The 24321-nt window shown below is 74.3% G+C and carries 17 protein-coding genes; 5 read left to right on the top strand and 12 right to left on the bottom strand.

Annotated features, from left to right (window positions below; genetic code table 11):
* Window position 1: 1 nt before the first annotated feature.
* Complete coding sequence (locus ACZ64A_RS00805; protein WP_469807298.1) at window positions 2-196, top strand: DUF5999 family protein; 195 nt, start codon at window positions 2-4, stop codon at window positions 194-196.
* A 605-nt stretch (window positions 197-801) separates the two neighbouring features.
* Here ACZ64A_RS00805 and ACZ64A_RS00800 read toward each other — a convergent pair.
* A complete protein-coding gene (locus ACZ64A_RS00800) occupies window positions 802-1200 on the bottom strand; it encodes a RidA family protein (protein ID WP_469807296.1) in 399 nt (132 codons plus the stop codon).
* Entirely contained in the window at window positions 1197-2621 is a 1425-nt protein-coding gene (locus tag ACZ64A_RS00795; protein WP_469807294.1) for an acyl-CoA dehydrogenase family protein, read from the bottom strand. Before ACZ64A_RS00795 ends, ACZ64A_RS00800 begins: the two co-directional genes overlap by 4 nt.
* A gap of 212 nt (window positions 2622-2833) precedes the next feature.
* Here ACZ64A_RS00795 and ACZ64A_RS00790 point away from each other — a divergent pair, with 212 nt between their 5' ends.
* Window positions 2834-4417 carry an AMP-binding protein gene (locus tag ACZ64A_RS00790; RefSeq protein WP_469807292.1) on the top strand — a complete coding sequence of 528 codons (1584 nt, stop codon included), beginning with the start codon at window positions 2834-2836 and terminating at the stop codon, window positions 4415-4417.
* 40 nt (window positions 4418-4457) lie between these two features.
* Window positions 4458-5291 carry a PaaX family transcriptional regulator gene (locus ACZ64A_RS00785; RefSeq protein WP_469807291.1) on the top strand — a complete coding sequence of 278 codons (834 nt, stop codon included), beginning with the start codon at window positions 4458-4460 and terminating at the stop codon, window positions 5289-5291.
* Between the two features lie 47 nt (window positions 5292-5338).
* On the opposite strand, the gene ACZ64A_RS00780 is transcribed toward ACZ64A_RS00785, so the two are convergent.
* Both ACZ64A_RS00780 and ACZ64A_RS00775 read right to left on the bottom strand, forming a co-directional pair.
* A complete protein-coding gene (locus tag ACZ64A_RS00780) occupies window positions 5339-7663 on the bottom strand; it encodes a bifunctional salicylyl-CoA 5-hydroxylase/oxidoreductase (protein ID WP_469807289.1) in 2325 nt (774 codons plus the stop codon).
* 5 nt (window positions 7664-7668) lie between these two features.
* Window positions 7669-8496, bottom strand: coding sequence for an enoyl-CoA hydratase family protein (locus ACZ64A_RS00775; RefSeq protein WP_469807287.1), 828 nt, complete (start codon window positions 8494-8496; stop codon window positions 7669-7671).
* Between the two features lie 270 nt (window positions 8497-8766).
* On the opposite strand from ACZ64A_RS00775, the gene ACZ64A_RS00770 reads away from it, so the two are divergent.
* Window positions 8767-9219 (top strand): ATP-binding protein, encoded by a 453-nt coding sequence (locus tag ACZ64A_RS00770; RefSeq protein ID WP_469807286.1) that lies wholly within the window; start codon window positions 8767-8769, stop codon window positions 9217-9219.
* On the opposite strand, the gene ACZ64A_RS00765 is transcribed toward ACZ64A_RS00770, so the two are convergent.
* From ACZ64A_RS00765 to ACZ64A_RS00735, 7 genes are all read right to left on the bottom strand, one after another.
* Window positions 9179-10621: an amino acid permease gene (locus ACZ64A_RS00765; RefSeq protein WP_469807284.1), complete on the bottom strand. Its 1443-nt coding sequence runs from the start codon at window positions 10619-10621 to the stop codon at window positions 9179-9181. The two genes, ACZ64A_RS00770 and ACZ64A_RS00765, sit on opposite strands and share 41 nt — an antisense overlap.
* Window positions 10622-10837: 216 nt before the next feature.
* Entirely contained in the window at window positions 10838-11845 is a 1008-nt protein-coding gene (gene argF, locus ACZ64A_RS00760) for an ornithine carbamoyltransferase (RefSeq protein ID WP_469807283.1), read from the bottom strand.
* A gap of 91 nt (window positions 11846-11936) precedes the next feature.
* A complete protein-coding gene (locus tag ACZ64A_RS00755; RefSeq protein WP_469807282.1) occupies window positions 11937-13160 on the bottom strand; it encodes an arginine deiminase in 1224 nt (407 codons plus the stop codon).
* Window positions 13161-13283: 123 nt separating this feature from the next.
* Window positions 13284-14978, bottom strand: coding sequence for an HEXXH motif domain-containing protein (locus ACZ64A_RS00750; protein WP_469807280.1), 1695 nt, complete (start codon window positions 14976-14978; stop codon window positions 13284-13286).
* 381 nt (window positions 14979-15359) lie between these two features.
* On the bottom strand, window positions 15360-15590 hold the full coding sequence (locus ACZ64A_RS00745) for a hypothetical protein (RefSeq protein ID WP_469807279.1): 231 nt from the start codon (window positions 15588-15590) through the stop codon (window positions 15360-15362).
* A 100-nt stretch (window positions 15591-15690) separates the two neighbouring features.
* Window positions 15691-16827, bottom strand: a complete 1137-nt coding sequence (locus ACZ64A_RS00740; protein WP_469807278.1) for an effector-associated domain 2-containing protein — start codon at window positions 16825-16827, stop codon at window positions 15691-15693.
* Entirely contained in the window at window positions 16824-18035 is a 1212-nt protein-coding gene (locus ACZ64A_RS00735; protein WP_469807277.1) for a hypothetical protein, read from the bottom strand. Before ACZ64A_RS00735 ends, ACZ64A_RS00740 begins: the two co-directional genes overlap by 4 nt.
* Window positions 18036-18186: 151 nt before the next feature.
* On the opposite strand from ACZ64A_RS00735, the gene ACZ64A_RS00730 reads away from it, so the two are divergent.
* Complete coding sequence (locus ACZ64A_RS00730) at window positions 18187-19491, top strand: cation:proton antiporter (protein ID WP_469807275.1); 1305 nt, start codon at window positions 18187-18189, stop codon at window positions 19489-19491.
* 321 nt (window positions 19492-19812) lie between these two features.
* Here the strand turns inward: ACZ64A_RS00730 and fxsT are convergent, their stop codons facing one another.
* Window positions 19813-24321 carry an FxSxx-COOH system tetratricopeptide repeat protein gene (gene fxsT / locus ACZ64A_RS00725; RefSeq protein ID WP_469807274.1) on the bottom strand — a complete coding sequence of 1503 codons (4509 nt, stop codon included), beginning with the start codon at window positions 24319-24321 and terminating at the stop codon, window positions 19813-19815.

Genomic DNA, 24321 nt, shown 5'->3' with positions numbered 1-24321 from the left:
CATGTGTTCCCACCGCTCCTCGTGCCCCGCGGCCGACGGCCGCCCCGCACACGTCGTGACCGCCCACCCCGAGCAGGGCTGGACCCTGCTGTGCGACGGCACGATCGTCTTCGACGACACCGGCGAACTCCGCCCCGACGGCCACCCCATCGCCCCCCACCGCCCCCTGACAACCCACCTCACCCCGGCAGCGTGACCCCTGCAGGGGCTGCGCACGCCCGCGGCTCCGGGGGCCGCGTACGACGCGGGTCGGGGGTCTGCGCAGGACCCGGGTCCGGGGTCTGCGTACCCCCCGGGTCCGCGGGCGCGGCACCTGCCTGGGGTGGGCGGGCGACGCGGGCCCTGTGCACGGGTGCCCCTGCCGGGGGGCAGAGGGCCGCGGTCCGAGGCCTGGTCAGGGGCCCCAGGCCGGGGCCGGTGGGGTCGGAGCCGGGGGCCAGAGACCCGGGTCGGCAGCTGGGGCCGGTAGCGCGGGCCAGATACCCGAACCGGGGCCCCCGGCCCGGGCGCCGGGCCCAGGGGGCGGGTCAGGCCAGAGGCCTGCGGGCGCGGCCAGGGGCCGGGGAGAGTGCTCCCCGGCCCCTGGCGTTCTCACTTGCCCAGGTCGCCCGGTCCCTCCGGGGGGCCTGGCCGCAGCTGGTTGAGGTAGGCCGCTTTCGCCGGCGGGCGGTGCGCCGCGTTGTCGGCTCGCCCAGGCCGGGCGCGCACCCGCCGGGGGCCTTGGCTCACAGCTCGCCCGGGCCGGGGCCGGCCCCGCCCGGGCGACGGCGCACTCCGCCGTCGGTGCCGCGCGGGCGGGCGTCACGGTAGGACCGCGAAGCCGTCCAGTTCTATGAGGGCTTCCTCGTCCCACAGGCGTGCGACCTGGACGACCGCCATCGCCGGGTAGTCGCGGCCCGCCGAGGCCCGCCAGATGCGGCCGAGTTCGGCGGCGTGGGTGCGGTAGTCGGCGACGTCCGTGGCGTAGACGGTGACGCGGGCGAGGTCGGCCGGGGTGCCGCCCGCCGCCCGCAGCGCGGTGAGCAGGTTGGCCAGCGCCCGTGCGAACTGCTCGGGCAGCGTCGCGCCGGTGACCTTGCCGTCGGCGTCCAGGGCGGTCTGTCCGGCGAGGAAGACCACCCGGGAGCCCGTGGCGACGACGGCGTGGGAGAAGCCGGCGGGCGGGGACATCCCGGGCGGGTTGATGCGCTCGGTGGTCACTCGGTGGCCTCCTGACGGGCGTACAACTCCTTGGCGATGATGCCGCGTTGGACCTCGCTCGCGCCCTCGTAGATGCGCGGGGCGCGTACCTCGCGGTAGAGGTGCTCCAGCAGGTGCCCGCGCTGCAACGCGCGGGCGCCGTGCAGCTGGACGGCCGTGTCGACGACGAACTGCGCGGTCTCGGTGGCCAGCAGCTTCGCCATCGCCGCGCGCTTCGGCACGTCGGGCGCCTTCTCGTCGTACGCCGAGGCCGCCGCGTACACCAGCAGCCGGGCCGCCTCGGTGCGCAGGGCCATCTCGGCGGCCTGGTGGGAGACGGCCTGCAGGTCGCTCAGCCTGCCGCCGAAGGCGGTGCGGCGGGCGGTGTGGGCAAGGGTGGCGTCCAGGGCGGCCTGGGCCATGCCGACGGCGAAGGCGCCGACACTGGGGCGGAAGAGGTTCAGGGTGCCCATGGCGACGGCGAAGCCGCGGTCGACCTCGCCGAGGACGTCGTCGCCGGTCACGGGGACGGCGTCGAAGCGCAGGGCGCCGATGGGGTGCGGGGAGAGCATCTCCAGGGGGCTGCCGCTCAGTCCCGGGCGGTCGGCCGGGACCAGGAAGGCGGTGACGCCGCGGGCGCCGGCCGCGGGGGTCGTTCGGGCGAAGACGGTGTAGAAGTCTGCCTCGGGGGCGTTGGAGATCCAGCACTTCTCCCCGGTGAGCCGCCAGCGCCCCGAACCGTCGGCCTCGGCGACCGTCTCGTCCGCGCGACCCGTCAGCCGCTCGGAGTCACGCGGCACGTGTGCCGCGACGCCTTCGGCCCAGCGTCCGGGCCCAGTCGCAGCCGCAGCCGCGTCACCGCCGCCGGGGCGCGCCTCGGGCTCCGACGCCGCCCGGCCGCCGCCGGGTCGCGAGTAGGCGCCGGCCGGGGCCGCTCCGCTGTCCGGCCGGCCCGGCGGCTCGGCCCGCCCCGCACAGCTCTCACCCGGCTGCCCGACGGACCCGGATGACGCCACACCGTCGCCCAGCCGTCCCTCCCCCTCCGCCGCCAGGCTCAGCGCGCCCGCGTCCGAGCCCGCTCCCGGCTCGCTCAGGGCGAAGGCTGCGATCGCCGTGCCGTCGGTGACCGCCGGGAGCCAGCGGGTGCGCTGGGCCTCGGTGCCGTAGGCGTGCACGGGGTGGGCGCCCAGGCCCTGGAGGGCGAGGGCCGTCTCCGCCTCGGTGCAGGCGTACGCCAGGGACTCCCGCATCAGGCACAGATCGAGCGCGCCGGAGGTGAACAGACGGCGCAGCAGGCCCAGCCTGCCCAGCTCCGCGACGAGGGCACGGTTGACGTGGCCGGGCTCGCCCTTCTCGGCGAGCGGGCGCAGCCGCCGCGCGGCCAGGGTGCGCAGCTCGGCACACCAGGCGGTCTGTTCCGGTTCGAGCGAGAATGCGGGCATTGCCGGTCCTCTCTCCCACGAGCTCGACCGCGAGGTCGGCGACGAACTCGGCCACGACCTCGGCCACGAGCTCCACGGCGGGCTCGACCACGGGCCCGCACCCGACGATATCGCGTACCGTTGACTGTCGTCACCAAGGCGATACGCTCCCGATAGCGAGCCCGGTAAGCGAGCCCACCACCACGGCCGACTCGGCAAGGGGGCGAACCGCCATGAACACCTCGGCGCACCTCGACACCTTCGCGCGTGACCACCTCCCGCCGCGCGAACAGTGGCCCGAGCTCCGCTTCGACCTCCCGGAGCTGCGCTACCCCGAACGGCTGAACTGCGCGGACGCCCTGCTGACCGGTCCCCCGGACGGCCACCCCGCCTTCCGCACCCCCACCGGGGCCCCCTGGACCTACGGCGATCTGCGCGCCCGCGTCGACCGGCTCGCGCATCTGCTCACCGGGGACCTCGGTGTCGTCCCCGGCAACCGGGTCCTGCTGCGCGGCCCCACCACCCCGTGGCTCGCCGCGTGCTGGCTCGCGGTGCTGAAGGCCGGCGCGATCGCCGTCACCGTGCTGGCCCAGCAGCGCCCGCACGAGCTGGCCACGATGTGCGGGATCGCCCGGGTCCGGCACGCGCTGTGCGACATCCGCGCGGTCGACGACCTCGCCAAGGCCGAGATACCGGGACTCGCGATCGCGACCTACGGCGGCGACTCCCCCGACGACCTCCTCAACCGCCCCGCGCCCGAGGGGCCGTACGAGGCCGTGGACACCGCGGCCGACGACGTCGCGCTGATCGCCTTCACCTCCGGCACCACGGGCCGCCCGAAGGGATGCATGCACGTCCACCGGGACGTGCTCGCCATCGCCGACACCTTCTCCCGGCACGTGCTGAAGCCCACCGCCGACGACGTGTTCACCGGCTCTCCCCCGCTCGGCTTCACCTTCGGCCTCGGCGGTCTTGTCGTCTTCCCGCTGCGCGCGGGCGCCAGCGCGCTGCTGCTCGAACAGGCGCACCCCAAGCAGTTGTTGCCCGCGATCGCCGAGCACCGCGTCTCGGTCCTGTTCACCGCGCCGACCGCGTACCGGGCGATGCTCGCCGAACTCGACGGCCACGACGTGTCGTCGCTGCGCCGCTGCGTGTCGGCCGGCGAGAACCTGCCGGCCGCGACCTGGCACGCCTGGCACGAGAGGACCGGACTGCGGATCATCAACGGCATCGGCGCCACCGAGCTGCTGCACATCTTCATCTCCGCCGCCGACGACGCCGCCCGGCCGGGCACCACCGGTGTCCCGGTACCCGGCTGGCAGGCACGGGTGCAGGACACCGAGGGCCGTGAACTGCCCGCCGGAGAGCCCGGACTGCTCGCCGTGCGCGGACCCGTGGGCTGCCGCTACCTCGCCGACCCGCGCCAGCGCGAGTACGTCCGCGACGGCTGGAACATCACCGGCGACACCTATGTCCGCGACGACGACGGCTACTTCCGCTACGTCGCCCGCGCCGACGACATGATCATCTCGGCCGGGTACAACATCGCAGGACCCGAGGTCGAGGACGCCCTGCTGCGCCACCCCGACGTGGTCGAGGCGGCCGTCGTGGGCCGGCCCGACGAGGACCGCGGGCAGGTCGTCGTCGCCCACGTCGTCCTGGAGGAGGGCGCCGTCCGGGACGCCGAGGCGCTGCGCGCCCACGTCAAGTCCGAGCTGGCGCCGTACAAATGCCCGCGCGAGATCGTCTTCCTGGACGCGCTGCCGCGCACCGCGACCGGCAAGCTCCAGCGGTTCCGGCTACGCGCGGACGAGTGAGGTGACCCGAAGTGACCAGCAGCGATACCGACGACCTAAAATGATCAACGTGTCCGACCAGCACGCTCCCCGGTCCCTGATCGTCACGCTCTACGGCGCCTACGGCCGCTTCGCCCCGGGCCCGGTGCCCGTGGCCGAACTGATCCGGCTGCTGGCCGCGGTCGGCGTCGACGCGCCCTCGGTGCGCTCCTCGGTGTCCCGGCTCAAACGGCGCGGGCTGCTGCTGCCCGCCCGCACCGAGCAGGGCGCGGCCGGCTACGCGCTCTCCCCCGAGGCGCGGCAGCTGCTGGAGGACGGCGACCGCCGTATCTACGCCACCGCTCCGCCCGAGGACGAGGGCTGGGTGCTGGCGGTGTTCTCGGTGCCGGAGTCGGAGCGGCAGAAACGGCACGTGCTGCGTTCCCGGCTGGCCGGCCTCGGCTTCGGCACGGCGGCGCCCGGCGTGTGGATCGCCCCGGCCCGGCTGTACGAGGAGACGCGGCACACGCTGCAGCGGCTGCACCTGGACGGCTACGTGGACTTCTTCCGCGGCGAGCACCTCGGCTACGCGCCGACCGCCGAGGCGGTGGCCCGCTGGTGGGACCTCGCGGCCATCGCCAAGGAGCACGAGGCGTTCCTCGACCGCCACGAGCGCGTCCTGCACGCCTGGCAGCAGCGTGCCGACACCCCGCCCGAGGAGGCCTACCGCGACTACCTCCTCGCCCTGGACACCTGGCGCCACCTGCCCTACGCCGACCCCGGCCTGCCGTCGCGACTGCTGCCCGCCGACTGGCCGGGGGTGCGCTCGGCGGCGGTGTTCCGCGCCCTGCACGAGCGCCTGCGCGACGCGGGCGGCGCGTTCGCGGGCGTGACCCCCGGCCTGCCGGCGGTCTGACGCACACCGCCCCCGCGACGCCCCCCCGGGGAGCAGGACGGCGCGGTTCAGCGGCCGCCGCCCAGCGCGAGCCGGGGCTTCGGCGCGTCCGTACGGCCCGTCTGCGGGCGGCGGCTGCCCGCGCGGTACGGGGCGGGCCAGACGGCACCCGGGCCGGTGTAGCCCTGCTCGGCGGCCGCGTGCAGGGTCCAGTGCGGGTCGTACAGGTGCGGGCGGGCCAGCGCGCACAGGTCGGTGCGCCCGGCGAGGATCAGGGAGTTGACGTCGTCCCAGGAGGAGATCGCGCCGACCGCGATCACCGGGACGCCCACCTCCTGCCGGATCCGGTCCGCGTACGGCGTCTGGTACGACCGCCCGAAGTCCGGCCGTTCCTCGGCGACGACCTGCCCGGTGGACACGTCGATCGCGTCGGCGCCGTGCGCGGCGAACGCGCGGGCGATCTCGACGGCGTCCTCGGCGGTGGTGCCGCCGTCGGCCCAGTCGGTCGCGGAGATCCGCACGGTCAGGGGCCGTTCGGCCGGCCACACCTCGCGGACGGCGTCGAAGACCTCCAGCGGGAACCGCAGCCGCTTGCCGAGGCCGCCCCCGTAGGCGTCCGTGCGGCGGTTGGTCAGCGGGGACAGGAAGCCGGAGAGCAGGTAGCCGTGCGCGCAGTGCAGTTCGAGCAGGTCGAAACCGGCCCGGGCGGCCCGCACGGCGGCGCCGGTGAACTGCTGCCGGATGTCGGTCAGCTGGGCCCGGGACAGCTCGCGCGGCACCTGGCCGCCCGGCTTGTACGGCAGCGGCGAGGGCGCCAGCACCGGCCAGTTGCCGTCGGGCAGCGGCTCGTCCATGCCTTCCCACATGAGCCTGGTCGATCCCTTGCGGCCGCTGTGGCCGAGCTGCACACCGATGGCCGTACCGGGCGACTGCGCGTGCACGAAGGACACGATCCGTTTCCAGGCGGCCGCCTGCCGGCCGTCGTACAGGCCGGCGCAGCCGGGGGTGATGCGGCCCTCGGCGCTCACGCACACCATCTCGGTCATCACCAGGGCCGCGCCGCCGAGCGCCCGGGCGCCGAGGTGGACGAGGTGGAAGTCGCCGGGGACGCCGTCGACGGCGGAGTACATGTCCATCGGGGAGACGACGACCCGGTTGCGCAGCGTCAGTCCGCGCAGCCGGAACGGGGTGAACATGGGGGGCGTGCCCGGTGGGCAGCCGAACTCCTGCTCCACGGAGGCGGTGAAGCGGGCATCACGCAGGCGGAGGTTGTCGTGGGTGACGCGGCGCGAGCGGGTCAGCAGGTTGAACGCGAACTGCAGGGGCGGCTGGTCGAGGTACAGCGCGAGGTTCTCGAACCACTCCAGGCTGGCGCGCGCGGCACGCTGGGTGGAGGCGACGACCGGCTTGCGTTCCTCCTCGTAGGCCGACAACGCGCGGTCGAGCGAGGGCTGTTCCTCCAGGCAGGCGGTCAGGGCGAGCGCGTCCTCGACGGCGAGCTTGGTGCCGGAGCCGATGGAGAAGTGCGCGGTGTGGGCGGCGTCGCCGAGCAGGACGACGTTGCCGTACGACCAGCGGTCGTTGACGACCGTGCGGAACGTGGTCCACGCGGAGTTGTTCGAGCGCAGCGGCCGGCCGCCGAGGGCGTCCGCGAAGATCTTGGCGCAGCGGGCGATCGACTCGCTCTCGGTCAGCTCGTCGAACCCTGCGGCCCGCCAGACCTCCTCGCGCATCTCCACGATCACGGTGGAGGCGTCGGCCGCGAAGGGATAGCCGTGCAGTTGCATCACGCCGTGCTCGGTCTCGGCGATCTCGAAGCGGAAGGCGTCGAAGGCGAAGTCGGCGGCGAGCCAGATGTAACGGCAGCGGTGCGAGGTGATGCGGGGGCGGAAGGCGTCGGCGTACCGCGCCCGGGTGGTGCTGTTGACTCCGTCGGCGGCGACGACCAGGTCGTAGGCCGCCGCCAGGGTGTCCACGTCCGGTGCCTGCTCGGAGAAGCGCAGCTCGACGCCGAGTTCCCGGCAGCGGTCGTGCAGGATCTGCAGGAGGCGTTTGCGGCCGAGGGCGGCGAAGCCGTGTCCTCCGGAGGTTTGCCTGGTTCCCCTGTGGACGATGTCGATGTCGTCCCAGCGGGTGAAGTGGCGTTGGAGGGCTTCGTAGACCACCGGATCGGCGTGTTCGATGCCGCCGAGGGTTTCGTCGGAGAGGACCACGCCGAAGCCGAAGGTGTCGTCGGGGGCGTTGCGTTCCCAGACGGTCACCTGCCGGTGGGGGTCCAGGCGTTTCAGCAACGCCGCCGCGTACAGGCCGCCGGGGCCTCCGCCGATGATCGCGATGCGTTGGGCACCGCCCCGCGCCCCTGAAGTCGGCACCGTGCCCTTGCGAGGGAGCATCTGCCCTACCTCCCCTGCCACTTGGGAGGTCGTTTCTCCGTGAAGGCCGCGTGGAATTCCGCGTAGTCCTCGCCGTTCATCAGCAGGGCCTGGGTCGAGGCGTCCAGCTCGATCGAGGCCGCCAGCGGCATGTCCAGTTCGGCTGTGAGGAGGGCCTTCGTCTGGGCGTACGCCAGGGCCGGGCCGTCGGCCAGGCGGCGGGCCAGGGCCTGGGCCGCCTCGTCGGCGCGGCCGTCCTCCGTCAGTTCGCTGATCAGGCCGATGCGCTCGGCCTCCAGGGCGCGGACCGGGTCGCCGAGCATGAGCAGGCGGGTGGCGTGGCCGAGGCCGACGACGCGGGGCAGCAGGTAGGCCGCGCCCATGTCGCCGCCGGACAGGCCGACCCGGGTGAAGAGGAACGCGAACCGGGCCGACGGGTCGGCCACCCGGAAGTCCGCCGCCAGGGCGAGGACCGCTCCGGCGCCGGCGGCCACGCCGTGCACCGCGGCGATCACCGGGAACGGGCACTCGCGGATCGCCCGCACGACCTGGCCGGTCATCCGGTTGAAGTCCAGCAGCTGGGCGGTGTCCATGGACAGCGTGGCGCCGATGATCTCGTCGACGTCGCCGCCGGAGCAGAAGCCGCGGCCCTCGCCGGCCAGCACCAGGGCCCGCACGGACCGCTCGCGGGACAGTTCGGCGAGCAGGTCGCGCAGATCGGCGTAGGCGCCGAAGGTGAGCGCGTTGAGCTTGTCGGGGCGGGCCAGGGTGACGGTGGCGACCCCGTCGGCGTGCTCCACCCGCAGATGTTCCCAGGCGGGGGTGCGGGCGGCGGAGCCGGTGAAGGGACTCATGCGGGCGGCCTCCTCACTGAGCGCTACCCCATGAAGCTATCACCGATCCGTGACCACCGTCACGAGGGCGCGATACGCCGTCCGGGACATTGGCCGAAGAACGTCACGGCTCTTCGATGGCCCGGTAACAGAGGGGCTCGTGGGGCGAGGCGGGGCGTGCCGGAGGGTAGGTCGCGGGTGCCGGGGCCGACGGACCCGGACGCCGCCCGGCCGAGGGTTCGGAGGGGCGGCGCCGTATCCTTCATACGTTGAAAGCAGGACAGCCTGCTGATGAACGGACTCGCTGTGTACGAACCCCCCACCTCCTCGGCCTCCTGGCGCATCGCGCTGCCGCACACCGCGGCGGCCGTGCCGGTGGCGCGCGCTCTGGTGCGCACGGCCCTGGCCGAGCTGGAGCACGGGGCGGACAGCGACACCGCGGAGCTGCTGACGGCGGAGCTGGTCGCCAACGCCGTGGAGCACACCGCCGGGGGCGCGCCGATAGAGCTGGTCGTGGAGCTGCTGCCGAGCGGCTGCCAGGTGGAGGTGCACGATCCGGACCCGGCGCCGCCCGGGGATCTGACCCGGCCCGCCCTGACCGTGCCCGATCCGTGGCAGGAGGGCGGGCGCGGGCTGCTGCTGATCCGCGCGCTCAGCTCGTCGTGCGGGCACCGCCCCACCGAGTCCGGCAAGGCGGTGTGGTTCAGACTCCCAGTGGTTCCCGCTCAGCGGCGTCCGGCGTGACCTCGTCGGCCGGGCGGCGGGCGAGCCGCGAGTTGCGGCGCCCGTAGGCGGCGTACACGCCGAGACCGACGGCGAGGAAGACGGCGAACTGGAGCCAGGCGTTCCAGCCCGTCTCGTACATCAGGTAGAGGCAGAAGCCGACGCCGAGCAGCGGCATGACCGGGTAGAGCGGCACCCGGAAGGTGCGGTCGAGACCCGGCTCGCGGCGGCGCAGGGCGATGACGGCGATGTTGACCACGGCCATGATCGCGAGGGTGCCGATGGTGCACAGGTCGACCACCGCGTCCAGGGAGGCGAACGCGGCCGGGATCGCGAAGACGACGGCGATGATCATCGTGCCGGCGACGGGCGTGGCGGTGCGCGGGGAGACCTTCTCGAAGACGCGCGGGACCAGTCCGTCCCGGGACATCGACATCAGGATGCGGCTCTGGCCGTACATGACCGCCAGCGTCACCGAGGCGATCGCGACGACCGCGCCGAAGGCGATGATGCCGCCGCCGACCGTGGAGCCGGTGACCTCGTTGACGACGTAGGACAGGGCGGCGGGGCGGCCGCCGACCTCCTTGCCGCCGACGGCACCGGTGGCGGCGAGGGCGACCGCGCAGTACAGCAGGGTGACGATGCCCATGCAGACCAGGATGGCGATGGGGATGTCGCGGCGCGGGTTCTTGGCCTCCTCGCCGGCCGTGGTGATCGCGTCGAAGCCGATGTAGGAGAAGAACGCGGCCGTGGTGCCCGCGCCGATGCCGCCGAGGCCGGCCGGCGCGAACGGGGTGAGGTTGCCGTCCTTGAAGGCGTAGAAGCCGATGGCGCAGAACGCGAGCAGGATGGCGAGCTTGACCGCGGCCATCGCGGCGGTCGCGCGGGCGCTCTCCCGCACTCCGCGCACCAGCAGCACGCAGGCCAGGGCGATGACGATCACGGCGGGCAGGTTCACGATCCCGCCCTCGCCGGGCCCGGCGGACAGGGCGGCGGGCAGCTGCAGGCCGGTGAGGCTGTGCAGCAGCTCGTTGACGTACTGGCTCCAGCCGACGGCGACGGCGGAGATGGACACGCCGTATTCGAGGAGCAGGCACCAGCCGACGAGGAAGGCGGTGGTCTCGCCGAGACCGGCGTAGGCGAAGGAGTACGACGATCCGGAGACCGGGATCGCGCCGCCCAGCTCGGCGAAGGAGAAGGCGGTGAAGACGCAGGTGATCGCGGCGAGCAGGAAGGAGACGACGACGGCGGGGCCGGCCTGGGCCACGGAGTCGGAGAGGCCGACGAAGATGCCGGTGCCGACGATCGCGCCGACGCCGAAGCAGATGAGCTGGGACAGACCCATCGTGCGCTTCAGGCCGTGGCCGTCCCGGTCGGCGCCGGATTCGGCGACCAGGAGCGCGGGGGACTTGATGCGGGGCATGCGGGTGGTGCTCGTTTCTGGGGACGGATGCGCCGGGTGGGGCGCGCGACGGCCGCGGAAGGGGTGGCTCCGGGCCGCCGGACAGCATAAGGCCTGCTGGGCAGGCCGGTCCGGTACGGAGGGCCCGCTGGGCAGGCCGGTCCGGTACGGAGGGCCCGCTGGGCAGGCCGGTCCGGTACGGAGGGCCCGCTGGGCAGGCCGGTCCGGTACGGAAGGTCAGGCGAGGGTGGCCACGAGAACGGCCTTGATGGTGTGCAGCCGATTCTCGGCCTCGTCGAAGACGACCGAGTGCGCGGACTCGAAGACCTCGTCGGTGACCTCCAGCGAGGTGAGGCCGTGGGTCTCGAAGATCTCGCGCCCGACCTTGGTGCCGAGGTCGTGGAAGGCCGGCAGACAGTGCAGGAACTTGACGTCCGCGTTGCCGGTGGCGCGCAGCACGTCCATCGTCACGGCGTACGGGGCGAGGGCGGCGATGCGCTCGTCCCAGACCTCCTTGGGCTCGCCCATGGACACCCAGACGTCGGTGGCGACGAAGTCGGCGCCGCGCACACCCTCCTCGAGGGCCTCGGTGAGGGTGACGCGGGCGCCGGTCGACTCGGCCAGCTCGCGCGCCCGGTCGACGATCTCCTGGGCCGGCCAGTAGGACTTCGGGGCGACGATGCGTACGTCCATGCCGAGCAGGGCGCCGGTGACCAGGTAGGAGTTGCCCATGTTGAAGCGGGCGTCGCCGAGGTAGGCGAAGGCGATCTCGGTGAGCGGCTTGGCGCTGTGCTCGGTCATGGTGAGCACGTCGGCGAGCATCTGGGTGGGGTGCCAGTCGTCGGTGAGCCCGTTGAACACGGGCACACCGGCGCAGGCGGCCAGCTCCTCGACCTTCTCCTGGCTGTCGCCGCGGTACTCGATACCGTCGAACATCCGGCCGAGCACCCGCGCGGTGTCCCGCACGGACTCCTTGTGGCCGATCTGGGAGCCCGACGGGTCGAGGTAGGTGGTGTGGGCACCCTGGTCGGCGGCGGCGACCTCGAACGCGCAGCGGGTACGGGTGGAGGTCTTCTCGAAGATCAGCGCGATGTTCTTCCCGCGCAGGTGCTGCGTCTCGGTCCCGGCCTTCTTGGCGGCCTTCAGCTCGGCGGCCAGCTCGACCAGCCCGCGGAACTCCTCGGGGGTGAAGTCCAGCTCCTTGAGGAAGTGGCGGCCGGCGAGGGCGGTCGGGACTGTCGCCATGGGGGCGCTCCAGAGGGACGGGGGACGGCTGACTATTGGAAGTCTATACGACACTCAGCATTTATATACAGACGCCCCCCATGGCCCGCTGCTATACGGCGTCCCGCTCCACCGGACAGCTCATGCACCGCGGGCCTCCCCTGCCCCGGCCCAGCTCGCTGCCCGGGATCTCGATCACCTCGATGCCCTGCTTGCGCAGATGGGTGTTGGTGGTGGAGTTGCGCTCGTAGGCGACGACGACGCCCGGCTCGACCGCCAGCACGTTGCAGCCGTCGTCCCACTGCTCCCGCTCGGCGGCGTGGACGTCCTGCGTGGCGGTGAGCACCCGGATCTCGCTCAGCCCGAGCGCGGCGGCGATCGCCCGGTGCATGTGCTCCGGCGGATGGTCGGTGACCTTCAGCTCGTTCTCCCCGGCGCCGGGTTCGATGGTGTACGAGCGCAGCATGCCGAGGCCCGCGTACTGGGTGAAGGTGTCCCCGTCGACCATGGTCATCACGGTGTCGAGGTGCATGAACGCCCGCCGCTTGGGCATGTCGAGCGCCACGATCGTACGGGCCGATCCGGCTGCGAACAGCTTGTGCGCGAGCATCTCCACGGCCTGCGGTGTGGTGCGCTCGCTCATGCCGATCAGCACCGCGCCGTTGCCGATGACCAGGACGTCACCGCCCTCGATGGTGGAGGGGTAGTCGGCCTGCCCCTCGGACCACAGGCGGAACGGTTCGTCGCGGAACAGGGGGTGGTGCCGGTAGATCGCCTCGAAGTGCACGGTCTCGCGCTGCCGGGCGGGCCAGCGCATGGCGTTGACGGAGACGCCGTCGTAGATCCAGGCGGAGGTGTCGCGGGTGAACAGGTGGTTGGGCAGCGGGGCCAGCAGGAAGTCGTCCAGCTCCATGACGTGGAAGCGGACGGAGACCGGCTCGGCGTGTTCCTGGAGGAACTCGCGCTTGGTCATGCCGCCGACCAGTGCCTCGGCCAGCTCGCGCGCGGGGAGTGTCTCGAAGGCGGCGCGCAGGTGGTCGGTGGCGAGCGGGCCGTACTCCTTCTCGTCGAAGACGCGCTGCAGGACGAGCGAACGGGCCGCCGGGATCTCCAGCGTCTCGGTCAGCAGGTCGCCGAAGAGGTGCACGGTGACCCCGCGGTCACGCAGGACGTCGGCGAAACCGTCGTGCTCAGCGCGCGCCCGGCGCACCCAGAGCACGTCGTCGAAGAGGAGGGTCGTCTTGTTGCTGGGCGTGAGCCTTTTGAGCTCGAGGTCCGGCCGGTGCAGGATCACGCGGCGCAGCCGCCCGGCCTCGGAGTCGACGTGGAATCCCATGCCTCCATCCTGACCACCGGCTCCCGTCTTGACCCGCCACTCGCACGTTTCTCTTCTCCTCGATGTGCGGAGATCTCCGCTGCCGCTCGCGCGGAGGGAGTGCTTTCGGCCAGGGACCGGTGGTCACGCGGTGGGCTGGGGCTGGAGTCGTTCCGGGCGGGCGAGCAGGTGGCGGGCGGTGCGGCCCGGGTGGGCGGCGGCCCGTGCGACGATCCAGCCGGCGAGGGTGTGCGGCTCCGCCGGGCGGGCGGCCAGCAGCTCGGAGTAGCCGGTCAGCGCGGCGGCCGGGTCGCCGGCGGCGAGGTGTTCGTCGGGGGTGCTCGGGGCTTCGGGCGCGGCGGCGAAGGCGTGGGTGCGCAGATCGGGCCAGAAGGTGCGGTCCGCGCGGAAGCGCAGCGGGTGCGGCGTCCTGGACGAGGCCGGTGCCGCCACGTTGCGCAGGCGCCACTCCGTGCGGTGCAGCAGGGCCGCCGTACGGGCCCGGGCGAGGGCGGCCGCGGGGACCGGTTCGCGCAGCCAGCCGTCCAGCGTGGCCGCGAGTCCCGAGACCAGGGCGCGGCCCTGGACGGTGAGGCGGCCGCTGGTGAGCAGGGTGCGCACGACGAGCCGGCTCTGCAGGCGGCGCAGCGCGAAGTGGTAGCCGGCGGTGTCGGCCGCACGGTCCTCGCGGGCACCGGCCAGCTGGTCCCGCCAGAACCCGGCGACACCGGTGAAGGCGTACGCCCCGTGCAGCAGGCCGGTCAGATGGCGCGGGTCGGCCCGCCAGGGGGCGTAGTAGCGCTCCTCCCGGTCGTCGTCGAGCAGCGGGAAGAGGTGCAGCAGGGCGGCCAGCTTGCTGTGCTGGAACTCGTGGACGAGCGTCTCGGCCAGGGCGAGCGCCGAGGACGGGCGGGAGATCACCATGCCGCCGTAGGAGTCACCGCTGGAGGCGGACACCCGCACGGCCGGCGGCGCGGGCGGGGTGGCGGCGGTACGGCCGTAGGGGACGACCGAGCGGATCAGGGCCGCGTCCATCCGGCCGGGGCCGGGCCCGCCGGAGGCGTCCAGCACGGCTGCGGCCTCCTCGAACAGCCGCTGCCAGGCCCGGGCCTCGGCGTCCTCCAGCCGGGCCGGGGGCAGCGGGTCGTCGAGGTCGCGGTAGGGGTCGAGATCGTCCAGCGGGACGGCGACCGGGCCCGCCGGACGGTCGAGGGTGAGGGTGCGCAACGGGAGCCAGCCGTTCTGCGCCGGTGTCTCCCCGGCCGGTCCGTCCACGGCCGCGGTCGCGGGGCGGATCGTCAGCGCGGAGGCGCCGCCCGCGGTCAGGGTCAGTTCGCCGTCACGGGTGACGGCACGGGCGACCGTCGGCCCCGGTGCCGCGTCCGGCAGCCGGGCCAGTCCGAGGCCGGGCAGCGGCAGACGGCCGCCGGTGAGCGGCACGCGGAGGTCCGCCGCCGTACCGGCGAGCAGCGACGCGGAGACGGCGAGAGCGTTCAGGTGACCGGCCTCCGCCCACAGCGGCGGCCCCGACGCGGTGCCGTGCAGCCGGCGCAGCACATGGGCCAGCCAGCCACCGGTGGCCGGGGCGAGCAGCAGCCGGTCGACCTCCTCGGGTGCGCGGGCGGCGGCGTCCTTGACGACGCGCCAGGCGTCGGCGACCGATGTCTCGGGCGTGGGCAGGTCCGCGGCGCGGTCGAGCAGCGTGCGCAGGAGCAGCAGCCGGCGGGCGCGCTCGGCCCGCTCCAGGAAGGCGACGGCCGCCGCCGAACCGCCGCCGGCGGCGAGCTCGGCGAAGAGAGCGTCGGGCATGCGCAGGGGCGCGGGGCGCTCGCTCGTCATGGGCGGGACCTCCGGTCACGGGTACGGGGGCCTCCGGCGGGCGAGCGGACGACGCACGGCCGCACTGCGGCACGCACGCGCCCCCTCACTCCGACACGGCGGCCGAGCGGACGTGGCGGCTGGGGGGACGGTGGCTTGCGGGGGCGGGCAGGGGCTTGCGGGGTGGGCAGGGGCTTGGTGGGGCGGACAGCCGGCCACCGCGCCCACGGCTGCTCGTTCCACGGAGCTGCTCTGCTCGCGGGGCCGCTCGGCTCGCGCAGCCACTCGGCACGCGCTGCCGCACTGGCTCGCGCAGCCACTCGGCTCGCGCGTCCACTCGGCTCGCGCGTCCACGCCGCTCGCGTGGCCGCTCCCCGCGGCGCGGCACTCCGGCCGGCCGCGCTATTCGGCCCGGGCGCCGCCGGGGCCGTCGCTGCCGCCCTTGACGCCGCTGCGGGCGCGCAGGACCTCCTCGAGCAGGCGGGCGGTGGACGACAGCGGCGCCAGCTCGTCCACGGCGGTCAAGGGCAGCGCGGCGACGTCCGTCAGATCCGACTCCCAGACGAGGGCGCCCGCGGCGCGGTCCGGATCACGGACGGCTGCGGCGTGCTGCAGAGCGGGCGGCTGGTCCAAGATGCTCCCCCTTCTCGCACGGTGGCACGCAATGCCCCGCGTCCTGTTCCATCATGGCCATTCCTGCCCCGGTCGAAAACCGTACGATCACGCCACCCGATCATCCACGACCGCGCGAGGACCCCTGCGCGGCGCCGAACTCCCGGAGTGCGTCCGCCAGTTCTGCCGCCCGCCCGGTGTCGTCGTCGACGGACACGACCGCGTCGTACAGCTGCCACAGGGCCTGCTCCCCCTGCCGGGCCAGGCCGCCCAGGATTCCCACGGCGTCCGCGCGGGCCCGGGTGTGACGGGCCAGCGTCCCGGTGACGCGAGGGTCGAGCGCGCCGACCACCATCTGCCGTTCGACGGGGTCGGCCATCAGCGGATAGGCCAGCAGGGCGTCCACCGCGCGCTGCAGCGGGGAGGTGGGCCGGGGAGCGCCGGGCGGCGCGGCGGCGGTGATGATTTCGCCACGCTCGGGGCTTTGCAGCCGGATCTCCGGATACTGCAGAGTTCGGCCCGCTTCCCTGAGGGCGGCGATGCGTGCCCGGACGGCCGGAAACAGTTCCTCCGGATCGGGCGGCGCGGGCAGCGCCCGTGTGTGTTCGGCCAGCAGGCCGAGCAGGACGTCGGAGAACAGCCCGGTGCCGCGCACGGGGTCGTTGGCGGCGGCCCGGCCGCGCCCGGCGGCCCGCAGCACGGTCTGCCGGTGTACGAGCGTGCGCCGGCCCACGGGCAGCGCGTCCGGCGGCAGTGGTTCGCGCAGCGCGAGGTCCTCCTCGAAGGTCTCGCAGGCGTCGACGATCCACAACTGCCCGGTGAGGGACGGCACGGCGTCGCTGCGGTACCGCTCCAGTGCGGAGTCCAGGTCGATGCCGAGCTTGTCGGCGGTGGTGGCGTCCGCGCAGAACAGCCGCAAGTGCCCGGACCGGTCCAGCGCGCCGTGGCCGCCCCACCACACCCACAGCACCTCGCCCTGCTCCCGCGGCAGTTCCTGGACGAGGGCGCGGCGCAGGGTGGCCTGGTCGGCGGGGGCGTACGGGACGCCGGGACGGTAGGGCGGCAATGGCGCCAGGTGCAGGCGCAGTTGGTCCTCCGGTACGCCGGCTGCGCGCAGCAGGGCGTGGAAGCGGACCGCGTCGCGGGCCGGCCCGGGCAGGTCCCAGGCGGGCCCGGCGGCGTAGGACTCGATACCGACGACGAGGGCGTGCACACGCGCCGGGTCGACGCGGGGGGTGTGCGGGGAGGGACCGGTCACGGCAGGCGGTCCACGATGTGCCGGTACACGGCCGGGTTGGTCCAGTAGGCGCTGTGCGCGGCCGGGAACGGCTGGCGGCTGTCGACGGCGACGTCGGTGACCCGGCCCGGGAAGAGACCGGCGCCGAGGTAGGAGAGCAGGTCGCGACGGTCGTACAGATTGAGCCAGGCGGGGACGTGGGGCGGCAGCGGGGCCGGGTGCTCCAGCGTGGGCAGGGAGCCCGACTCGTACAGGAACGGCCCCTGGGAGCCGGCCGTCACCAGCAGCCGGACCTGCGGCAGCGGGGCGGAGACCAGTGTGTCCAGGGCGATGATGCCGCCCAGGCTGTGACCGAGGAGCACGACGGGCTCCGCCAGGCCCTCGACGAGGGAGCGCAGGCCCGCACGGACGGCGGCGCCGCGGGCGAGGTAGCGCAGCACGTCCCCGGCGGCGGGGTGCGCGGCCTCGGTGAGGGCGCGCCGGCGGCGCACGACGGCGCGGGAGGCCGCGGACCCGGCGGTGCGCAGCAGCAGGGAGCGCACGCCGCGCTGGGTGCCCCGGGGTGGTGCACCGAGTGCCTCGGCGAGCGCTTCGGTGACGGTGTCGCGGGTGTCGCCGACCGGGACGAGCGGGGTGTCGGCGTCGAGGGCGTCGGCGATGACGCGTGCGGTCAGGCTGCGGGCGGCGACGGCGGCGAGGTCGTCGGGGTCCAGGGCCTCGGCGGCGGGGGCGAGCAGGGGGTGGGCGGCGAGGTCGGCGGCGGCACGCGCGAGGCCGGGGCCCAGCTCGGCGGCGGGCGCGTCGCCCTGGGCGGCCAGCGCGGTGAGCCGCGCCTGAAGCTTCTGCGCGGGCGGTACGGAGCCGGGGGGCCGCTCGGCGGTCCGGTCCGCCGCTCGCTGCGCGGCGAGGGCGAGTTCGGCGTACGGGTCGACGTAGAGGGCGGCCCAGGCGACGGTGTCGTCGTCGGGGTCCGCGGCGCCCGGCGTCTCGCCGGACCCTCGGGCCGGGCCGGCGGTGGGCGCCTCGGCGAGGCCGCGGGTGGTGCCGGTGGCCGGGGGCAGGCTCGCTCCGCCGGCGGCGAGCGTGGCGCCGTGCGTGCCGCCCCAGTAGTACGGCACGATGCGTAGTCCGTCGCGCAGCGCGGTCAGTCCGGCCGCGACGCGCCCCGCCGTCGCAGAGAAGTCCGGTTCGCGAACCCCTGTCCCATGGATGAAGACGACCGCCGTCATGTGCCCCCCGTGACACTGGTGCAGCGCCCTGTACGACTGCCGCTGGGACGTCAAGTTACCAGTACCATAAGGAGATTGGGGTCGAGAGCGGGTGCGATCCCCGTCGGCGGCCGGGTTGCCGGCCCGGCCCACCGGACCACTGGGGGACACCATGAGCCCTGACGCGCTCGTCCTGCACATCGTGGGTGCCTCGGCCCTGATCCTGGTGGCCGCGCACGCCGCCGGCTGGCTGGCGCGCCGGCTCGGACAGCCGTACATCGTGGGCCAGTTGACCGCGGGCATCGCGCTCGGGCCGTCGCTGCTGGGCAGCGTGGCGCCCGGCGTGCACGACACGCTGTTCCCGAAGGGCATCTCACCGGCGCTGACCGGTTTCGCGCAGATCTCCCTCGTCGTCTTCCTGGTCTTCGTCGGGTACGAACTGGATCTGCGGATCCTCGGCGACCGGGCGCGGTCGGCGGTGGCCGTGGCGGTGGCGGCGTTCGTGGTGCCGATGGCGGTGGGCGCGGGCTGCGCGCTGCTGTTCCGGGAGCAGTTGCGGCACCTGGGGATGGACCGTGCCCTCTCCCCGGCCGTGGTGGTGTTCGCCGGGGTCGCCCTGTCGATAACGGCCGTGCCGGTGCTGACGGCCATAGTGCGGGAGAACGGCCTGGCCCGTACGGTGCCCGGGGTGGTGGCGGTGTCCGCTGCCGGGCTGCTCGACGTGCTCGGGTGGACGGTGCTGGCGGGGACGCTGCTGAACAGCGGCGCCGGCGACGAGGCGCTCGCCTGGCAGTGGCGGGCGCTGCTCGCCGTGGGCTTCGTCGTGCTGATGCCGCTCGTGGCGCGGCCGCTGCTGCGCCGGCTGCTGTGGCGGACGGCGATGGAGCCGTCGCTGCGGATGGCACTGCTGCTCGGGTTCGCGCTGGGGTCGGCGTGGGTGACGCACTACCTGGGGCTGCACGTGATCTTCGGTGCGCTGCTGGCGGGAGCGGTGCTGCCGCGGGAGCAGGACGGCACGCTCGATCCCGACCTGGTACGGCCGCTGCACGACGTGAGCTCGCTGCTGCTGCCGTTCTTCTTCGTCGTCTCGGGCCAGTCGGTCGCGCTGAACTCCATGAACGCCACGGGCTGGATCGCGCTGCTGGTCGTGACGGTGCTGGCGGTGGCGACGAAGGTCGGCCCGAGTACGGCGGCGGCACGGCTGAGCGGTCTGGACCGGGACGACGCGCGCACGGTCGGCGTCCTGATGAGCACACGGGGCCTCACGGAGCTGATCGCCCTGAACGCGGGCTACCAGGCCCGCCTGCTGAGCGAACAGCTCTATACGGTCCTGGTCTTCATGGCCCTGGCGACGACCCTCCTCACCCAGCCGCTCCTGCGCCTGGCCGGCCGGCTGTCCCGCCCCGGTCGCGCCCGCGGCGACACCCCCGACCCCACCCACCCGAACCCGACGGAAACCCCCCTCCCGGGAGCCTGACCCGGCCGACGGCCCCGCCGGACCCCACCCCGGCGGGCCCCGCCCCCGCCTCGACGAGACCGGAGACCGACGCCACTTCGGCGTGAGACCGACGACCCCTTCGGCGCGAGGCCGACGCCCCCTCGGCGTGGAGCCGACGACACCCCCGGCGGGCGGCCGACGACACCTAGACGTGAAGCCGACGACCCCGTCGACCGGGCGGCCGACCACTCACCCCGGCCCCGGCCCGGCCCCGCCCCCGCCGCCGCCCCCGGCCCCGGCCGTCCGGAGCCGGGGCTGCCGGGTCACGTCCCGGACGAGCCCCTCACGGCCGCCGGCAGGCTACAGCGGCATCGGGGCCATGTCGCACTCGATGCGGCGGCGCTTGCGGGCCGACTGGAGCCAGGGGTGGTCAGGGCGGACCACTCCGCCGGAGAAGCCGTCGACCGCCTTGCGTTCCAGTTCGTCCGCCTCCCGGCCGCGGCCCAGCCCCCGCAGGTCCAGCGCCAGGTTGGCGGTGCAGGACAGGGTCAGCGGGTGCATCTCCCCCGCGACCTCCGTGAGCAGCGGCAGGTTGGCCTCGTCGATCTCGCGTGCCCGTTCGAAGTCCAGTCGCGCGTACGCCGTGTTGGCCTGGCCGATGGCGACGGTGAGGGCCGTGACATGGCGCGGCCCGACCGTCTCCGCGAGCCGCCGCGCCGCGTCGTCCTCCAGCTCCTGCGCCTCGTCGAGCGCGCCGAGTGCCCGCAGCGTGGCGGCCAGGTTGGCCTTGGTCAGCAGGGTGTAGGCGTGGTTCTTGCCGAGCCGCTGCTCGTAGCGCAGCAGGGTGACCTCGGCGAGCTGCCGGGAGCCGTCCAGGTCGCCGGCGAGACGCAGATCGACGGAGACGTTGGTCGCGGTGGCCAGCGAGTCGAAGTGGTCCTGCCCGTAGCGGCTGGTGAACCGGCGCAGGGTCTGGGCGGCCAGCTCCGCCGCGTCGCCGAGCGCCCCGTCGCGGCGGCGGCACACCGCGAGGTTGCGCGCGATGCGCAGGGTGAGCGGATGCTCCTCCCCCATGGTGTCGCGGGCCCGCCGGTGCACGTCCTCCTGGAAGTCGCGGGCACCCGGATAGTCGCCGCGCTCGCGCATGTCGATGGAGAGCGCGTTGAGGGTGTTCAGGGTGTAGAAGCTCGCCGGCCCGAACAGCAGGTCGCGCAGCCGGGCGTTCTCCTGGTCCAGGGCCAGCGCCTCCCCGAACTGACCGCACAGCCGCAGCTCCACGCCGTAGGAGTGGGTGGCGCGCAGGGTGATGGGGTCGTCGGTGCCGAACAGGGAGCGGGCGAGTTCGTACGCCTCCTTCGCCACCTCCCGTGCCTCCTGGAAGCGCCCCTGGTAGCCGTAGGCGTCGGCCATCTCGCACAGGGAGTCGATCAGGACCTCCGGCTCGGCGTCGATGCGCCGGGAGATCTCCAGGGCCCGCTCGGTGAGCGGGAAGGACTCGCCGACCTCGCCGATCTGGCGCAGCAGCCACGCGAAGCACTTCACCATCCGGATGACCTGGATGTCCTCCTCGCCGGAGGCGGCCACCCAGGCGGTCCACGCCTGCCGGGCGAGCGCGGCGGCGCCTTCGTGGTCGCCCCAGTAGTAGAGGAACCACACGGTGTCGGCGACCAGGTCGCGGACGTAGTCGTCGGTGCTGGTCACGGCCTGCGAGGCGAGCACGTGCGGCAGCAGCGCCTGGTACGCGCGCCATTCGAGGGACGAGCCGGGCTGGCCGGGCTTGGCGGCCGACAGCAGCTGGTGGGCGGCGTCGCGCATCTGCTCGCGCTCGTCGGCGCCCAGCTTGGCCAGGAGCACGGTCTGCAGCAGGCGGTGCATCTGGAGCGTGTCGGAGCGGGGGTCGACCCTGATCAGCGAGAACTGGCTGAGGTCGCGGATGGCGCGGTTCAGTTTGATCGACTCGCGCAGCAGCGGGTCGACCTCCGAGGTGATGCTCACCCCGCGGCTGCCGCGCAGCATCGAGCGCGGGATCGGCTCGGGGGCCATGCTGGCGCAGATGTCGAGGAGTTGCCGGGCGCCAGGGTTCTTCTCCTGGATCCGGTCCAGGGAGATGTTCCAGGCGGCCGCGACGGAGACCGGGTAGTCGGGCGACGGGTCGAGTTCGAGGATCTCGGGGCTGCGCTGCGCGAGGGCGTCGAGGTATTCGTCGACCTGCATGCCGGTCACCGCCCGCCAGGCGCCCGCCTGCTCGACGGCGAGCGGCAGGTCGCCGAGGGCCTCGGCGAGGCGGTCGGCGTCCTCGGCGCTCAGGTCGGGCGAGCGCTTCTGCAGCAGCTCGACGGACTCAGCGCGCTCGAAGACGTTCACCGGCAGGGAGGTGGCCACCCGCTCCCAGCCGCGGTTCCGGGAGGTGACGATGACCTTCCCGGGTCCGTTGGTCGGGAAGTAGTTGCGGACCTTGTCGATGTCCTCGGCGTTGTCGAAGACGAGCAGCCAGTTGTCGTACGGCTTGCCCGTGCGCAGCGCCTCCAGGACGGCCGGCACGGCGGTGTTCGCGGCGGGGGCGGCGGCGCTGTCCTGACCGGTGGGGGCCACGCCGAGCTGGGCGGCGAGGCTGGCCAGCGCGGCAAGGACGAGGCTTTCGCGCTCGGCGGGGATCCAGCAGATGACCCTGTAGTCGTGCTGGTGGGTGTAGATGTACTCCAGCGCCAGCTGGGACTTGCCGACACCGCCCAGGCCGTGCAGCGCGTTGGGCAGCACGGCCGTCGTGTCCTGGGCGCTGAGCTGCTCCTCCACGGCCCTGAGCAGCGCCCGGCGGCCGACGAACGAGGTGTTCCTGAGGGGAACGTTCACCAGGAGGGCCGGCGTCGCGGTCGTGGTGCTCTGCATGAGCGGTTCAGCCTCCGGGGCTTGTGGTTGGGTAGCGTCGGTCACCAGGCTCACGTGGTCTCCAGCGGTCTCGGGTTCTCTCGACGCTGGATCACTGCCTTCCGGACCCGGGGGAGCGAGCACCGCGTCCCCCTGGTTCACCGCTGTGGGTGAAGCATTCGACAAACCGGTGCCCACCCGTTCAGCCGTACCGGTGTCGCCGTCGGCCGCCAGGCCGTAGAACCTGGACAGCCGCGGTTCGATGCGGCGCGCGCGCTCGCCGTACGGCCCGGACAGCGCCCGCATGACGGCGAGTTCGCTGCGGGCCCAGCCCCGGGCGGCCGGGTTGGGCAGCCGGGCGCCGCCGGGGTCGCGCAGCGCGGCCCGCAGCGCCACGCCCCGCTCCCCCGCGGCCGGCAGGTCGCCCACCATGCTGACTGTGCGGGCGAGTTGGGAACGGGTGGTGGTGGCGAGCAGCGCCTCGCGCACCCCCTCGGCGAACTCGGGGTGCTCCTCGCCGCTGTCCCAGTCGATCAGCCCGCCCATCAGGATCTCGGCGAGGTGGTCGGGCCGGGTCTCCGGCATGGTGCGCCGGCGCAGTTGCTCCACGAGGTCGAAGTCGAAGGGGATCGCGGCGAGTTGGGCGGCCAGGGCGCGGGCCGCGGGGGTGGCGAGGGTGAGGAACCGGCGTACGGCGGCGGCTGCGGCGCGCGGGAAGCGCGGGGCGCGCAGTCCTGGGGCGGGCGCGCCCTTGGCGAGGGTGCCGGCCAGGACGACGGGCAGCGCGCGGCGCACTCCGCGTTCGCCGGTGACGAGGTCGGCCCAGGCGGCGAGCGAGCCGTGGCGCAGCGAGAGCAGGGGCACGGGGACGGCGCCGTCACCGGCGGCGGGCAAGGGCCGCAGCGGGTCGGGGCCGCCGGGCGGCGCCCAGTGCCGCAGCGCGGCGTTGGCGGCGCCGAAGCCGCCGGCCTCCAGGGTGGCGTCGTAGGGGTTGAGGGAGGTGCGGTGGCGCAGGTGGGGCGGCAGCAGGTGGACGACGGCGGTGGGGCCGGCGTGTGCGAGGCGGCCGAGCAGGGCGTCGGCGGCGGGCGCGGCCCAGCCGTGGGCGAGTCCGTCGGTGACGAGGAGGAAGACGCGGTCGCCGCGGCCGTCGAGGAGTTCGGCCGGGTCGGCGGCCACCCGCCCGGTGGGCCAGCGCAGGGTGGCGGTGCCGGTGCGGGGCACGGTGACACGGAGGGTGCGCACCCCGCGGAAGGCGCCGCTGTGCTCGGCGGCCTCGGCGAGGCGGGCGACGGCGTCCTCCCAGATCCGCATGGTCGGCCCGGCGTCGACGAGGAGCACCAGGTCGAAGGCGCAGGTGCGGGCGGGGCGCAGGAAGGGCAGCCACATGCCGTCCACGACTCCCTGTTCGGCGGTGGTCTCCTCGTCGAGTTCGAGGGTGTCGCGGGAGGGGATGCGGCGGGCGAGGCGGTGCAGGGCGCGGGCGAGCAGGGCGGTGGCCCGGCCGGGTCCGGGCTGGGGCGGCTCGTCGGGGGGCAGCAGGGGGCGGCCGACGTGCAGGGTGCGGGCGCCGAGGGGGTCGGGTAACAGCCGGGCGGTGAGGGTGGCTTCACCGGTGATGGACCCGGGCAGGGGGACGCCGTCGGCCGGTGTGGGCGGGGGTGGCTCGGGCGGCAGTGCGGCGGACGGGTCGCGGGCGAGGCCCTGGGCGGGGGGCGGGGGGACCGGGGGGCGTTCGGCCGGGGTCGCCGCGTCCGCGGGGGTGCGTTCCGGGCGGCCACCGGTGTCCGCCTCCGAGCCGGGAGCCGGTCCCGGGCCGGAAGCCGGTCCCGGGCCGGGGTCCGGGTCGTGCCGGGTCCAGTGCGCGGCGAGCCACACCGCGTCGGCGATCTCCTGCCAGTGCGGCAGGGAGGGCTCCGGTTCGGGGAACGCCGAAGGAGGCGACGACGACCCCGTGACGGGTCCGCCGTCGCCCAGTCCGGATGCGCGCTCCCTACCGGTCAA

The organism is Streptomyces sp. NPDC104814 (genome assembly GCF_055583185.1).
This window is presented reverse-complemented; position numbering and strand designations above follow the sequence as displayed.